At 43.6% G+C, this 13,910-nt stretch carries 14 protein-coding genes; 9 read left to right on the forward strand and 5 right to left on the reverse strand.

From position 1 onward, the window contains the following. Nucleotides 1-31 precede the first annotated feature (31 nt). Together D8S85_RS10625 and D8S85_RS10630 are read right to left on the reverse strand one after the other, a co-directional pair. On the reverse strand, nt 32-1,075 hold the full coding sequence (locus D8S85_RS10625) for a BF3164 family lipoprotein (RefSeq protein WP_106480685.1): 1,044 nt from the start codon (nt 1,073-1,075) through the stop codon (nt 32-34). Then, nucleotides 1,072-1,305: an NVEALA domain-containing protein gene (locus tag D8S85_RS10630; protein WP_106480686.1), complete on the reverse strand. Its 234-nt coding sequence runs from the start codon at nt 1,303-1,305 to the stop codon at nt 1,072-1,074. Before D8S85_RS10630 ends, D8S85_RS10625 begins: the two co-directional genes overlap by 4 nt. A 113-nt stretch (nt 1,306-1,418) precedes the next feature. Between D8S85_RS10630 and D8S85_RS10635 the strand changes: the two genes are divergently transcribed. From D8S85_RS10635 to ung, 6 genes are all read left to right on the forward strand, one after another. After that, nucleotides 1,419-2,768, forward strand: coding sequence for a sensor histidine kinase (locus D8S85_RS10635; RefSeq protein WP_106480687.1), 1,350 nt, complete (start codon nt 1,419-1,421; stop codon nt 2,766-2,768). Between the two features lie 4 nt (nt 2,769-2,772). Continuing rightward, a complete protein-coding gene (locus D8S85_RS10640) occupies nt 2,773-3,462 on the forward strand; it encodes a response regulator transcription factor (protein WP_158641554.1) in 690 nt (229 codons plus the stop codon). Between the two features lie 319 nt (nt 3,463-3,781). Then, entirely contained in the window at nt 3,782-4,588 is an 807-nt protein-coding gene (locus D8S85_RS10645) for a M48 family metallopeptidase (protein WP_127075049.1), read from the forward strand. 86 nt (nt 4,589-4,674) lie between these two features. Further along, nucleotides 4,675-6,144, forward strand: coding sequence for a cysteine--tRNA ligase (cysS, locus tag D8S85_RS10650; RefSeq protein ID WP_106480690.1), 1,470 nt, complete (start codon nt 4,675-4,677; stop codon nt 6,142-6,144). A 91-nt stretch (nt 6,145-6,235) separates the two neighbouring features. Next, on the forward strand, nt 6,236-7,351 hold the full coding sequence (locus tag D8S85_RS10655; RefSeq protein WP_106480691.1) for a glutaminyl-peptide cyclotransferase: 1,116 nt from the start codon (nt 6,236-6,238) through the stop codon (nt 7,349-7,351). An 82-nt stretch (nt 7,352-7,433) separates the two neighbouring features. Beyond that, nucleotides 7,434-8,102 carry a uracil-DNA glycosylase gene (gene ung, locus D8S85_RS10660; protein ID WP_106480692.1) on the forward strand — a complete coding sequence of 223 codons (669 nt, stop codon included), beginning with the start codon at nt 7,434-7,436 and terminating at the stop codon, nt 8,100-8,102. 19 nt (nt 8,103-8,121) lie between these two features. On the opposite strand, the gene D8S85_RS10665 is transcribed toward ung, so the two are convergent. Beyond that, nucleotides 8,122-8,652, reverse strand: a complete 531-nt coding sequence (locus tag D8S85_RS10665; RefSeq protein ID WP_106625072.1) for a lipocalin family protein — start codon at nt 8,650-8,652, stop codon at nt 8,122-8,124. Between the two features lie 201 nt (nt 8,653-8,853). Between D8S85_RS10665 and D8S85_RS10670 the strand changes: the two genes are divergently transcribed. From D8S85_RS10670 to D8S85_RS10680, 3 genes are all read left to right on the forward strand, one after another. After that, nucleotides 8,854-9,849, forward strand: coding sequence for a class II fructose-bisphosphate aldolase (locus D8S85_RS10670; RefSeq protein ID WP_106480693.1), 996 nt, complete (start codon nt 8,854-8,856; stop codon nt 9,847-9,849). 82 nt (nt 9,850-9,931) lie between these two features. After that, nucleotides 9,932-11,740: a translational GTPase TypA gene (gene typA, locus D8S85_RS10675; RefSeq protein ID WP_106480694.1), complete on the forward strand. Its 1,809-nt coding sequence runs from the start codon at nt 9,932-9,934 to the stop codon at nt 11,738-11,740. Nucleotides 11,741-11,847: 107 nt separating this feature from the next. Further along, entirely contained in the window at nt 11,848-12,090 is a 243-nt protein-coding gene (locus D8S85_RS10680) for a hypothetical protein (protein WP_127075050.1), read from the forward strand. Nucleotides 12,091-12,092: 2 nt separating this feature from the next. Here the strand turns inward: D8S85_RS10680 and cobC are convergent, their stop codons facing one another. Continuing rightward, entirely contained in the window at nt 12,093-12,620 is a 528-nt protein-coding gene (gene cobC, locus D8S85_RS10685) for an alpha-ribazole phosphatase (RefSeq protein WP_127075051.1), read from the reverse strand. Nucleotides 12,621-12,687: 67 nt separating this feature from the next. Next, complete coding sequence (locus D8S85_RS10690) at nt 12,688-13,815, reverse strand: ATP-binding protein (protein WP_106480697.1); 1,128 nt, start codon at nt 13,813-13,815, stop codon at nt 12,688-12,690. Nucleotides 13,816-13,910 lie beyond the last annotated feature (95 nt).

The following is a 13,910-nucleotide window of genomic DNA, read 5'->3' on the forward strand; positions in this document are numbered from 1 at the left end:
TTTTCAGCTCAATATCTTTTTTTCAAAATAATTACAATCTCAACTTAACCAGAGATACCCCGGCATTACCGGCAATTCCATACAATGCCCCTTCATCACAATCATAAGTGATCCCCGTTAAAGCAACATTGAAATCAAGAGTTCGAACCAAATTCCCCTCCCAATCGTATTCAAGCAAACGGTTCCCTTCAAAAGCTCCCTGCCTGTCTCTCTCGTAAGTTTTACCCGAATACAGCGCATACACACGCTCCGATGTCACCGCAATGTCCATAAAACCAAAACGATTCTCTCGTTTATACAAAACACGGGGAACGGGAGTTTCTGAAATCTCCGTCATAGGATAGCTCAAACGTTCCAGTTTCACTCGTTCGATACCTCCCGGAATTAATCGACAAAAATCAATCACACCGCTATACATATCCGCACACACGAACGCTTGCCCGTCAGAACGAACCCGTAAAACACTACTAGCATATAACATTCCTTTCGTTTTCTCCTGCAAACCCGGATATTCCGGACAATCCGGATAAGACAAGCAATAACGGGCTGAACCGTCAGCCAAAGAGTAAAGCAAATAGCGCCCCTCCGCGTAAAATCCCGTGGAGATAACAAAATCGTCTGTCTTCACCGCTATTAAATGTTGCTCACCTTCGGGAAGCTGTACAATCGTCTCTTCCGTTGTACCTCGTGTAAGCGGGGATATGGGGTTCTCGATCAATTCTCCGGTTCTAAAATCCAATGCTGTCACACTTTTCCCGTCAAACGAATTGAAAGAACTTAACGCTCGAACCCGCCTTGAAGAATTACCTTTCTCCAAAGACAAATCCTCTTGTAAAGGACTCTCTAGATCAAGAGCTCGTGCCACCCCTTCCTTCATGTATGTTGCCCCTACTATTAATTTATTCCCTTGCTTGATAAACCCACTCACATCATAAAGCCCGGCCTGGGCTAAATCCGTCAAACGAACTACTTTTACACACTCGCTCTTTACCATATTCATGCTTTCGTCACCCATGTAACGATCGGAACACCCGAGCAAAATGCTTCCGAATAACACGTACAATAATTTTTTCATCTTATTTTTAATGCAACACCATCTATATCAATCCCATTCATAAAACAAAATCCACGAGCCGAGACACAAGGATAATATGGATTTTCTTCTTCAGGAGAAGTCAAAGCCTCGACATTTTCCATCTTTAAAATTTCCCAATTCGTTTTTTGACGAATACTCCGGTTCAAACCGATAACCACACTTGTTATCAGCAACACGAACACCACAATTTTCAAACATTTATTCCGCATGACACATCTTTTTTATTATTTGAGACAAAGATGAGTGATTTATTTTCAAAAAACGAATAAAAAGGTTGCTTGGAGGTTGCTTTCTTTGTAACTTTGAAAATATAAACTCAAATATGAATCGGCGTCTAAAATATATCATCATTCTTGCTGTTTGCATTATCCTAAGTAACCAGCTCATTCACTTGTACTATTTATACAAGGAAGTAACAACTCAATATAGACATCAACAAAATGACATAATTACCAAAGCCGTTTACGAATTTAACATGCTATCGACGAATGTTGCTCAAGGTGATCTTGTCAGTTACAATACCTCAGAGAAACAATTAATATATTATATTGACAAAAAAATAATAAGCTTTCAATTAGACTCGAAAGACGATGTTCAACATATCAACAAACAGAAAGCTTACGATATCCGAAACCCACAAGTATGGACCTTAAAAAATCTCTATCACCATCTACTGGCAAAGCAAGATTCCATGCACCTACAAGATCGTTCCATACAATTTGTTATCCAGGACAGTACCGGGAAAATAAAAGATTCCTACCCGACATCTTTCGAAACATTATCCTTTCGTCCTAAATACCAAACACCTCTCGGTTTCATTTCCGGTGATACATTGTATGCCGGATACAAATATCCCTACATAGTATTTATTCAATCCACACTTTGGCAACTTATCCTAACCGTTATCATCTCCGCTTTACTTATCACTTTAATCATCAACCTCTGCCGAACGATTCGTGACGAGAAAAAGAGCGGAGAATACCGAGAATTATTTATCAGCAACCTAGTACACGACCTGAAACGTCCCATCGAAGACGTGATTAAAGTACTATACCTGCTCCGTGATTTACCTCCCGAAGAGCAAACATTATTTCTCAAGCAAGGTCGAGCAAAATTAGACAATATATTACAATCTATCAATCGTATGTTGCTTCAATCGACAGATGCTCACGGATTACGATTAAACATCAAGGATATTAATCTTCAGGAAATGTTGGAAACATTGCAACAAAAAGATCACTGGAGTGCAAATAAACTATTCGACATACAAATCGATTTTCAATCAGATGACCCGATGATCACGGGAGACCGTCATTTTTTATTGGCCGTTTTCCAAAATTTCATCGACAACGCCTTAAAATATTCCGGGGATCAGGTAACGATACATATCACGTGTACAGAACCGGATGCCCGACACGTGCAAATCAAAATTGAGGATAACGGGTTCGGCATTTCTTCTAAAAACTTACAACACGTGTTCGAACGTTACCACCGGGGAGATCACCAAGAGAACAAAGAAATCAAAGGTCACGGACAAGGACTACATTACGCCCGAACCGTGATTCTCGCCCACGGGGGAACAATCGATATTGAAAGCGAAGAGAGCAAAGGAACCGCGATATTGGTCAACTTACCCAGACGAGCTAATGTCAAAAACAAATATAAACACTAAAAACATGGACACCACGATCAGAATACTTTATGCCGAAGATGATGCAGACGGAGCTAAATTAACGAAAATGATTCTCGAAAAAGAAAATTTCGAAGTAGAGATTGTCCTGAATGGTGCTAAAGCATGGGATGCATACAAAAAGCAGAAACCGGATATTCTCCTAGTTGACTTGGATATGCCCAAAATAGACGGGCTGGAATTAACCAGAATGATACGGGAAAATGACCGGCAAACCCACATCATCGTGTATACCTCTCATGGGGAACCCGCCAAAGAGATCGCCGTGCTGGACGCCGGAGCCGACGAATTCATACCCAAAGGCTCTCCCGAAGTATTGATCGCACACATGAAACGCCTTCGGGATAGAATAAAAGGATGCATGAACATTCCCCACCTGTACCAACTATCGAAACACACGACATACAACAGTATCACCCGGGAAGTGACAATAGACGGGATTACCAAAAGATTACCAAAAAACGAAGGACGTTTCCTGCAATTATTATGTGCGAAGAACCATGAAATAGCCGACAAATCCTACCTCATCATAGGAACATGGGGCAAAGCAGACAAAAACAAAGAACCGGAAGTAAAAAAATACATCAGCCGGTTACGTGGTTATTTGAAAGCCGATCCCTCGCTACAAATTGATCACGAGGGAGACGGTTACATATTAATATGTCTTGCCGATTAGTTTTCGCCAATCATCCGTGAAACATATTTTATAACCGGTCCCCATCCGACAATACCCCATAGTTGGGCTATCGCCTCTAGCCCCCTTCGCTACACATGAACATACCATGAACACGATATCAACACAGCATAAATACAAACGAGCGTTCATGGTGAGAAGATAGTATGTTAGAACTGTCTCACTTTGTCCGGGAGTAAACATAGCTCAAGTAATGACATGAACCAGAGTTTTTAAAAACAAGCACATAATAAAACATTGCAAATCTCGAATCCGTATTATATTTTAGCATTCAAAATATAACCTTTCAATAATCCAATTTATGAAAAGAACAATTTTACGCATTACCTTCATCATTGGAGCAATTTTACTTCTCTCGCAGTGTGCCACGGTGCCACTCACGGGGAGACGCCAGTTGATTCTATTCCCGGAAGATCAGATGGTCTCCATGAGTTTAACTTCATATAGCAGCTTTTTGAAGGAAAACAAGTTATCCACCGACGTTGTCAACAAACAACGGATTAAAAATGTCGGGGCAAGAATCTCGAAAGCCGTGGAACAATATCTCGCTGCCAACGGGCTGCAAGACCAGATTGCCAATTTTGAATGGGAATTCAACCTAGTTGTCAGCAATGAACCCAATGCTTGGTGTATGCCGGGAGGTAAAGTTGTCTTCTACGAGGGGATATTACCCTATTGCCAGAATGATGCGGGAATCGCTGTCGTTATGGGGCATGAGATCGCTCACGCCGTGGCACACCACAGCAACGAGCGCATGAGTCAAGAGGCTCTTATTCAATACGGACAGGCTGCCGCCACCGAAATTCTAGGACACAACCAAAGTGATTCAAGAAAAGCCATCCTCGCCGCCGCAATCGGCATGGGAACCAACGTGGGAATCGTTCTCCCCTTCTCTCGCAAGCACGAGTTCGAGGCGGATCACCTGGGACTGATTTTCATGGCCATGGCCGGTTACGACCCGAATGAGGCTGTTGCTTTCTGGACCCGTATGGCAAACGCATCAGCAGGCAAACAACCTGAATTTCTGTCCACTCACCCTGCTGACGAAAAACGGATCGCCAGACTGAAAGCGGCCATTCCGGAAGCATTGAAATATAAGAGGAATTAAAGAACCATTAATTTGCCTTTTCCCGTTATTTTCAAGGAGAAAATTTCTACTTTTGTTGAATCATATCAATAAAGCATTATAGTATCATGGAAAACAAGTTAACGATATACAACACGTTAAGTCGAAAAAAAGAGTTATTTGAACCCATTAACCCGCCTTTCGTAGGATTATATGTTTGTGGACCGACCGTATACGGGGATGCACACCTCGGTCACGCCCGTCCGGCAATCACCTTTGACTTGTTATTCCGTTATCTTAAATTCATGGGATACCGGGTAAGATATGTCCGCAATATCACAGACGTGGGGCATCTTGTGAATGACGCGGATGAAGGAGAAGACAAGATTGCCAAGAAAGCCAAACTGGAACAATTGGAACCGATGGAAGTGGTACAATTCTACACGAACCGTTACCACAAAAATATGGAGCAACTGAACACGTTGCCCCCTAGTATCGAGCCACACGCGTCCGGTCATATCATCGAGCAACAGGAATTAATCAAACAGATCATCGAAAACGGTTTTGCCTACGAAAGCGAGGGAAATATCTATTTCGACGTGGAACGCTATAACCAAAAATATCACTACGGTAAACTATCCGGTCGGAAAATCGACGAACTGTTTGCCAACACGAGAGAACTGAGCGGACAACAAGAAAAACGTAACCCGTTTGACTTCGCCCTGTGGAAAAAGGCCTCCCCGGAACACATCATGCGATGGCCCTCTCCTTGGGGTGTAGGATTCCCGGGATGGCACTTGGAATGTTCCTGCATGAGCCAGAAATACTTGGGAGAAACGTTTGACATCCACGGGGGTGGTTTGGACTTGCAGTTCCCGCACCACGAATGTGAGATCGCCCAGAACGTGGCCGCACAAGGACACGAAGCGGTAAAATACTGGATGCACAACAACATGGTGACCATCAACGGGCAGAAGATGGGTAAATCCCTGGGTAATTTCATCACGCTGGATCAGCTCTTCACGGGCGACAACAACGTGTTGGAACAAGCTTACTCCCCCATGACCGTGCGTTTCTTCATCCTGCAGGCACACTACCGTAGCCCGTTGGATTTCTCGAACGAGGCATTAAAAGCCGCGGAGAAAGGCTACGAGCGAATGATGGCAGCCGTGTCTCAGCTCAACAAGCTGAACGCGTCTAACGAGAACACGGTAGACATCGCCGCGTTACAGGCCAATTGTTTCGAAGCGATGAACGACGACTTGAACACGCCGATATTAATCGCCCATTTGTTCGAAGGTGTTCGCATCATCAACTCCATCGCGGCAGGTACGGAAAAGATTAACGCGGAGAATCTGGAAATGTTAAAGAACCTGTTCCACAGTTTCGTGTTCGACATTCTTGGTCTCAAGGGAGAAGAGGACTCCAGTGCCAGCAACCAAGCTCTAGGCAAAGTTATCGACGCCATGATGAAAGTACGGAAGACTGCACGGGCAAATAAAGACTGGGCTACCTCCGACAGCATTCGCGACGAACTGAAAAACGCAGGAATCCAGATAAAAGACACGAAGGATGGCTACGAATGGAGCCTTGAATGATTGCAGATTAAGTGATTTACGATTGAGTGATTACACTTGATCGTAAACACCAGAATCACAAAATCATAAATCTTAAATCACATAATATATTATGCCTTATCTCTACTACATACTGCTTTCGCTCCTGTTTCTCTCTGCCTGTCAGGGAGAAAAAAAGAGTAAAGGGGATCAAAACCTCTCGGTAGGCAATGCTCAAAGCCGCGAAACGACGGGACCTAAATACGTGAAAAGCGTGCAATTCGTGTATCCCATGAAATTTGACACCTGTCAGTTCAACGAGAAACTTAAAATTGTGTACGCGAACAACAAACACTATAAAATAGACTCCGCCCACCTGTTTTTCAACCAAAGACAGATTGCCACGCTCGACAGCGCGACCCGGGAATTCGTATTCAAGATCCCGAAAGAAAAATGTGGTACCAACACACTCAAAGTGATCGCGTTCCACCCCAACAATAAATGTGGGGTAGCCACCCAATCCTTTATCGTGAAACCGGATAAGGCTCCCAAGTCTCTTCAATACCAATTGGTGAAAACCTACTCCCATGCCACGGATGCCTCCACGCAGGGCTTGGTATATATAGATGGCATTATCTACGAGGGAACCGGAATCAAAGGCCAATCCACCCTACGCAAAATCGACTTGGAAAACAACAAGACGCTGGCAATGCTGGGATTGGACAGACAATATTTCGGGGAGGGAATCGCGGTTTACAAGGATAAAATATACCAGCTTACCTGGACTTCCCAAAAAGCCTTCGTGTACGACTTGGCCTCCTTCACCTTGTTAACGACTTTCGACTATTCCATGGAGCAAGGCTGGGGACTGACCACGATGGACGACAAGCTCATCATGAGTGACGGTTCTCACCATTTATACCATTTGGACCCGACTCTTTTCCGTGTTGTCAAAACAGTAGAAGTCTTCGATAACAAAGGTCCGGTGACCAACTTAAACGAACTGGAATACATCAACGGTTATATCTGGGCAAACGAATGGCTTACAGACCGAATTGTCATTATCGACCCGAAATCAGGTGAAGTCGTTGAAGAATTGCTACTTCCGGACCTGCTCACCGCCGCCGAAAGAGCCAAACTGGACCAAAACGATGATGTTTTAAACGGTATAGCATACAACGAAAAGAAGGGCACGATCTACGTTACCGGAAAACACTGGCCGAAACTATTTGAGATAAAAACGAATTAATTTATGATTTACAAAGACAACCAATGTCAGATTCATGCACTAGAAATCATAAATCTAAAATCTAAAATCTAAAATAAAATCTATGGTTGACGTAAAGATCGAGCCCTCTTGGAAAGAACTCTTACAAGATGAATTTGAGAAACCTTATTTCTCGGAATTGATCCAGTTCGTGAAAAACGAGTACAAGACCACCAAGATATATCCCCCGGGAAAACTCATTTTCAACGCCTTTGACCATTGCCCTGCAGAACAGACCAAGGTAGTAATTCTCGGACAGGACCCGTATCATGGTCCCGGTCAGGCGCACGGGCTTTGCTTTTCCGTCCCGGAAGGTATCGAGCAACCGCCTTCATTACAGAACATTTTCAAAGAAATAAATAACGATCTGGGCAAACCTGTTCCCGCATCCGGTAACCTGGAACGCTGGGCGGAACAAGGCGTGCTATTACTCAACGCCACGCTGACCGTGAGGGCCCATCAAGCGGGCTCCCACCAGAACAAAGGCTGGGAGACCTTCACCGACGCCGTCATCAGAATCATTGCCGAGAAAAAAGAACACCTCGTTTTCTTCCTTTGGGGTTCCTATGCCCAACGCAAAGGCGCTTTCATCGACACCCAACGACATCTGGTATTGAAATGCGTACACCCCTCTCCCTTGTCTGCTAACCGGGGCGGATGGTTCGGTAATCACCAATTCAGTCAAGCGAATGCTTATTTGAGAGCCCACGGGCTAAGTGAAATCGAATGGTAATGCCGATAGCGGATCAGCCCTAGACCGACTGATCCGTTTCCGGTTGTTCCACAAAAATCAATTTTTCAGTATTGTACCCGTGCTTTCGGGCTAATTCCAATATCCCATTCAATACCTCTTGAGGTAGATGTGGGGTTCGGCTCAATATCCAGAGATATTTCTTCGTGGGACTGCCAATCAATGCCCAGCGATACTCCTGATCCAACTCTAATACATAATAATCCCCGTAGAAAAAAAGAAAAAACGATACTTTTAGTTTACCCGGATCAGCCGGGTCCGGTTGCTTGGCTTTTCCCTCTGCCCGTTTCCGCTCTCCACCCAGAGAATCTTTATATCCTGAATTGATCACCCGTATCTTACCATCCTTCCGGAAACTATACTCGGCGCTCACCCCAACCAATCCTCGTTCAAAAGAATGATCAAAACGAGCAATTTCATACCACTTCCCCATGTAACGGTTCAAGTCCAAACGACCGACCGTAGCATTTTCTCCTTCCCGAACTGCTAACGATTCTACCGTCAACAATACCAAAAAAACACTTTTCCTCATATTCTTTTTATTTTCTCTACGTAACTTGGTGGAAAAAAGATTACTATAGTCTGGATAAATCATTAAAAAATAGCCATACTCCATTCCCTCCATAACATTTGCCAACGATTACGCAAACGTTTGAAATTTTTCCTTCTGTTTCCTTGCAAATCTCTGTTTTTAATGCTTAACTTTGATGCACAAATATAAAATATAGCAGCTATGGTTAATTACAAAGACTTAGGACTGGTTAATTCCAGAGAAATGTTCAAGAAAGCAATGGAAGGCAAATACGCTATTCCGGCATTCAATTTCAATAACATGGAGCAAATGCAAGCAATCGTTGCAGCTTGCGTGGAAACAAAATCTCCCGTTATCTTACAAGTGTCCAGTGGTGCCCGCAAATATGCCAACCAAACGATTTTGCGCTACATGGCACAGGGTGCGGTAGAATATGCTAAAGAACTCGGATGCAATATTCCAATCTGTCTTCACCTTGACCATGGCGATACGTATGAATTGTGCGTATCTTGTATCGAAATGGGATTCTCTTCTGTTATGATCGACGGATCGGCTCTTCCCTATGACGAGAACGTGGCATTAACCAAGAAAGTGGTTGACTATGCTCATCAATATGATGTTACCGTAGAAGGTGAACTTGGAGTATTAGCCGGAATTGAAGACGACGTGGTTGCCGCGGCCAACGTTTACACCAGCCCGGACTTGGTTGAAGACTTCGTGAAGAAAACCGGAGTGGATTCACTGGCCATTTCAATCGGAACCTCCCACGGGGCAAACAAATTCAAACCGGAACAATGTACCCGTAACGCAGATGGAATCCTCGTTCCTCCCCCATTACGTTTCGACATCTTGGAAGAAATCGAAAGACGTATCCCCGGATTCCCGATCGTTCTCCACGGATCATCTTCCGTACCACAAGACAAAGTTGCTATTATCAATAAATATGGCGGAGCATTAAAAGACGCCGTGGGTATCCCGGAAGAACAATTACGTAGAGCCGCTACTTCTGCCGTATGTAAAATCAACATCGACTCCGATGGCCGTTTGGCGATGACAGCAGCCGTTCGTGAAGTATTCGCAACCAAACCGGCAGAATTTGACCCGCGTAAGTACCTAGGTCCCGCCAGAGAAGCATTAAAAGAATTATACAAACACAAAACCGTGCACGTTTTAGGAAGTGCCAACAGGGTAGAATAAAAAAAGGGGCTCATCAAGCCCCTTTTCTTTAAAAAAAATACTAACTTTGCGCCCTATTTGGATTTAATACCATAGGAGCAAAATGCAGAAGATTAGAAACATCGCGATTATCGCGCACGTTGACCACGGGAAAACCACATTGGTCGACAAAATGATTTTTCAAGGAAACTTATTCAGAGAAACAGAAAATACGGGTGATCTATTGCTGGATAACAACGACCTGGAGAGAGAACGAGGGATCACCATCCTAGCCAAGAACGTATCCGTTCATTATAAAGATTACAAAATTAACATTATTGATACCCCGGGCCACGCCGACTTCGGTGGAGAAGTGGAACGCGTGTTGAACATGGCTGATGGAGTATTATTATTGGTTGACGCCTTTGAAGGCACCATGCCCCAGACGCGCTTCGTGCTTCAAAAAGCACTTGCATTGGGTAAGAAACCGATTGTCGTCGTGAACAAAGTAGACAAACCGAATTGCCGTCCGGACTTCGTGTACGAGCAAGTATTCGACCTGATGTTCTCCTTGGATGCCACGGAAGACCAGCTCGACTTCACTGTCGTTTACGGTAGTGCAAAACAAGGATGGATGTCCACCGACTGGCGTACTCCCACAACCGACATCACCCCCTTGTTGGATGCCATCATCAGAGATATTCCCGCCCCGAAAGTACAGGAAGGAACCCCACAGATGTTAATCACTTCTCTGGAATACTCCTCTTACGTGGGACGGATCGCTATCGGGAAACTCACCCGCGGTACCTTGAAATCCGGCATGCCTGTCACGTTATGCAAAAGAGACGGAGTCACACAGATCAAAACCCGTATCAAAGATTTAATGACGTTCGAGGGAATGGGCAAACAAAAAGTGGATGAGGTTGAATGTGGAGAGATATGCGCGCTCGTCGGAATCGAAGGATTCGAAATCGGTGACACGATTGCAGATTTCGAAAACCCGGAAGCATTGGCTCCTATCGCTATTGACGAACCGACCATGAGCATGCTATTCACCATCAACGACTCGCCCTTCTTTGGTCGGGATGGTAAATACGTGACCTCCCGTCATATCAAGGAACGTCTGGATCGGGAATTGGAAAAGAACTTGGCCTTACGGGTAGAACCGGGACAATCGGCTGATTCTTTTATCGTTTTCGGACGAGGCGTACTTCACTTGAGCGTCCTGATCGAAACCATGCGTCGTGAAGGCTACGAACTACAAGTAGGTCAGCCGAAAGTGATTATCAAAGAAATCAACGGGGTAAAATGCGAGCCTATCGAGGAACTGACCATCGACCTCCCGGAAGAAGTATCGGGAAAAGCCATCGAAATGGTAAACCGTCGCAAGGGAGTCATGACCAACATGGAACATCGTGACGATCGGGTACATCTGACCTTTAATATTCCTTCACGAGGAATCATCGGCTTGAGAAGTAATTTGCTTACCGCTACTGCCGGAGAAGCCGTTATGGCCCACCGGCTGAAAGGATTCGAACCTTATGCCGGGGAAATAGAGATGCGTACCAACGGCTCGTTGATTGCCATGGAAACCGGAGATTCGTTTGCTTACGCCATCAACAAATTGCAAGATAGAGGTAAATTTTTCATCACCCCAGGTGACGAAGTGTATGCCGGACAGGTCATCGGGGAAAGCACCAGACAGGACGACATCGTGATTAATGTCTGCAAGTCCAAGAAACTTACAAACATGCGAGCCAGCGGTTCCGATGAAAAAACAAACATCGCTCCTCCCATACTTTTCAGCCTGGAAGAAGCCCTCGAATACATCAAAGAGGACGAGTACGTGGAAGTCACGCCCAAAGCCATGAGACTCCGCAAAATCTACCTCGATGAAAACGAACGAAAGAGAAGAAGCAAAACCATAGAATAAATAAAAACCACCTAACGGTGGTTTTTTTATTTCTTCTCCTCCCAAAACAAATTCAAATATTATTTCATACCTTTACAAGATAGTACGTGTCATTAAAATACCAAGTCATGGAAACCAAAAAGAAAGCGGCCGAAAAGAATACCGAATTTACCACAGAAAAGAAGTTGCGGAACGTGCGCACGTGCCTGTACATCTTGATACTTGCCGCCATCACGAAATTAGCCATGACCGATTTCACCGAATTATCATACCAATCCTGGATCAGCGTGATCATCATCGTGTTGGTCATCATCCTTGTTTTGGCTATCGAAAGAGGTATCCGTAAAAGATTGAAAGAAGAAAACAAATGACATCATATTGTCATTTTCACTAAAGCCCCGTACCCCACATCATCCGTGAACGCCTGGTTAAAATTATATTTCCCGGCATAAATCAACGCTGCCCGAATCGTTCCCCCGTGAGCAAACACACACACCTTCCCGTACCCCGTTTTCTTCAGATCGTCCAAGAAAGCCGACACCCGGTTATATTGTTCCAAAAAACTTTCCGCCCCTCCGGCAGGCATACTCAACCAATTGTCATACCATTCCTGCAAACGAGGATCTTGAATCTCATCCCAACGTTGCCCCTCCCAACTCCCGAAATTCAATTCCTTCAGCCGACTATCCAGTATCGGGTTCTCATAACCGCAATAAGCGGCCAATTTCCTGCAACGCTGTAATGGACTGGAATACACCGCGTCAAATCTCTCCTCTTTCAGCCTCTCCCTCACCTTTTCTGCTTCTTCCGGAAAAGAATCGGCCACATCTACATCCGAATTCCCGTAACACGTCCCCGGAATAACCGCCGTTTTCGTATGCCTAACCAAAAATACTTCCATTATCGTGAAGATTTAGCCATAAATTTAAAATTTCGAAACACTCATTACAATCCCAATAACCTGAAAATCAATCTATCCGAATAAAATTCCAATAATTTTCCGGAGTAACAACTTCATAGGTTGAATTAGGATAAGCATCGACAAAACTCTTCGGCCGCTTGACTTTCACTTTATCATTCCATTTAAATTCAAAAGTACGTAAAACGCCATCCTGCTCTTCAACTAAATCTATCTCTTGTTGTTCATGCGTACGCCAAAAGAAAAGTTGGGCAAAATCACCTAAATATGAATTACGTTTCACTCGTTCACTTACCATGAGATTTTCCCACAATGCCCCTGTATCATTTCTCAATTCCAATGGAGCAAAATTTGACAATACAGCATTTCTTATTCCATTATCATAAAAATAAATCTTCTTACCCTTTTTAATTTCATTCCTAAGATTACGACTAAAAGAATCTAAACGGAACACAACAAAGCATTTTTCTAACAAATTAATATACGTCTCAATCGTACCTCGATCTACTCCTAAAAGAGAGCTTAATTCATTATATGACACTTCGTTTCCTAACTGCAAAGCTAAAGCTCTAACAAGCTTTTGAATGAGATCCGGTTTCTTTATTCCCCTGTACATAAATAAATCCTTATACAAATAATTATTTGTAAGTCCCATTAATATACGCTTTGCATCACCAGGCTCCGTTACAACCTCCGGGTAAAGTCCATAAACCATCCGAGTCTCAAGCAATCTTTTTTCTTCACGCTCCGAAGTCTCTATTGCCAACTCGGATAGCGAAAACGGATAAAGATTATATTCTATCAAACGCCCTGTTGCCGGCTCGTTCACTTCATTTGCCATATCAAAAGAAGAAGATCCGGTAACAACTACTTGAGTTTTCAATTTTAAGTCGCCAATCATTTTTAGAGTTAATCCTATATTCTTAACCCGTTGTGCTTCATCAATAAAAACCAAGTCATAGGAAGATAAAAGATATTTCAATTCAGTAGACGTCTTACTTTCCAATAATAACACATCGTCCACATTATCACAATTCAGTGATAATACTTTATTTGCACCTTCTTGTAACTCGGAAAGTAATGTCGTTTTCCCAACTTGCCTTGCTCCAAGCAATACAATTACCTTTTCCCGCCTATAATCAGCTTGAATAGAATTTTTTATCACTCTTTTTATCATACTCGTCCTTTTTGGCAAAGATAAAATATATTTACTATGAATCGCAAAAATAAATCGATTTTCGTGGATGTAATCGCAAAATTTGCCTTAATTTT

The sequence above is a fragment of the Butyricimonas faecalis genome (genome assembly GCF_003991565.1).
Classification (GTDB): domain Bacteria; phylum Bacteroidota; class Bacteroidia; order Bacteroidales; family Marinifilaceae; genus Butyricimonas; species Butyricimonas faecalis.

Coding starts and splice junctions, on each gene's coding strand:
- D8S85_RS10625 (WP_106480685.1), bottom strand. CDS start 1,075: ATGAAAAAATTATTGTACGTGTTATTCGGAAGCATTTTGCTCGGGTGT.
- D8S85_RS10630 (WP_106480686.1), bottom strand. CDS start 1,305: ATGCGGAATAAATGTTTGAAAATTGTGGTGTTCGTGTTGCTGATAACA.
- D8S85_RS10635 (WP_106480687.1), top strand. CDS start 1,419: ATGAATCGGCGTCTAAAATATATCATCATTCTTGCTGTTTGCATTATC.
- D8S85_RS10640 (WP_158641554.1), top strand. CDS start 2,773: ATGGACACCACGATCAGAATACTTTATGCCGAAGATGATGCAGACGGA.
- D8S85_RS10645 (WP_127075049.1), top strand. CDS start 3,782: ATGAAAAGAACAATTTTACGCATTACCTTCATCATTGGAGCAATTTTA.
- cysS (WP_106480690.1), top strand. CDS start 4,675: ATGGAAAACAAGTTAACGATATACAACACGTTAAGTCGAAAAAAAGAG.
- D8S85_RS10655 (WP_106480691.1), top strand. CDS start 6,236: ATGCCTTATCTCTACTACATACTGCTTTCGCTCCTGTTTCTCTCTGCC.
- ung (WP_106480692.1), top strand. CDS start 7,434: ATGGTTGACGTAAAGATCGAGCCCTCTTGGAAAGAACTCTTACAAGAT.
- D8S85_RS10665 (WP_106625072.1), bottom strand. CDS start 8,652: ATGAGGAAAAGTGTTTTTTTGGTATTGTTGACGGTAGAATCGTTAGCA.
- D8S85_RS10670 (WP_106480693.1), top strand. CDS start 8,854: ATGGTTAATTACAAAGACTTAGGACTGGTTAATTCCAGAGAAATGTTC.
- typA (WP_106480694.1), top strand. CDS start 9,932: ATGCAGAAGATTAGAAACATCGCGATTATCGCGCACGTTGACCACGGG.
- D8S85_RS10680 (WP_127075050.1), top strand. CDS start 11,848: ATGGAAACCAAAAAGAAAGCGGCCGAAAAGAATACCGAATTTACCACA.
- cobC (WP_127075051.1), bottom strand. CDS start 12,620: ATGGAAGTATTTTTGGTTAGGCATACGAAAACGGCGGTTATTCCGGGG.
- D8S85_RS10690 (WP_106480697.1), bottom strand. CDS start 13,815: ATGATAAAAAGAGTGATAAAAAATTCTATTCAAGCTGATTATAGGCGG.